Annotated in this window: 1 protein-coding gene; it reads right to left on the minus strand. The window is 68.7% G+C overall.

Annotated features, from left to right (window positions below):
* A partial coding sequence (locus AN218_RS07835; protein ID WP_141747503.1) for a beta-ketoacyl synthase N-terminal-like domain-containing protein occupies positions 1 to 512 on the minus strand: 512 nt, incomplete at both ends.

Here is a 512-nt window from a genome sequence, read left to right on the forward strand (position 1 = left end):
GCCCGGCACCGGCCATCCGCCGACAGACCACGCTGCCGGGAGAACTCGACAAAGGGGTTCGGCGTGGACATCACCGTCACACCGCCCGCGAGCGCGAGATCGCATTCGCCGGAACGCAGTGCCTGCGCCGCCCAGTGCATCGCCACCAGCGACGACGAACACGCCGTGTCCACCGTCACCGCCGGCCCCTCGAAACCGAAGGTGTAGGCGATGCGGCCTGAAGCGATGCTGCCGGAGCTGCCCTGGCCTTGGTGCCCCTCCAGTTCGCCGCCGTCCAGGAGCGAGGCGTAGTCGTTGTACATCACGCCCGCGAAGACGCCGGTGCGGCTGCCGCGCAGGGCGCCCGGATCGACACCGGTCCGCTCCAACGCCTCCCACGACGCCTCCAGCAACAACCGCTGCTGCGAATCCGTCGCCAAAGCCTCACGAGGCGACATCCCGAAGAACTGCGGGTCGAACTCCGCANAAGCCTCACGAGGCGACATCCCGAAGAACTGCGGGTCGAACTCCGC

Origin of the sequence: Streptomyces nanshensis (assembly GCF_001751255.1) — a bacterium.
Classification (GTDB): domain Bacteria; phylum Actinomycetota; class Actinomycetes; order Streptomycetales; family Streptomycetaceae; genus Streptomyces; species Streptomyces nanshensis_A.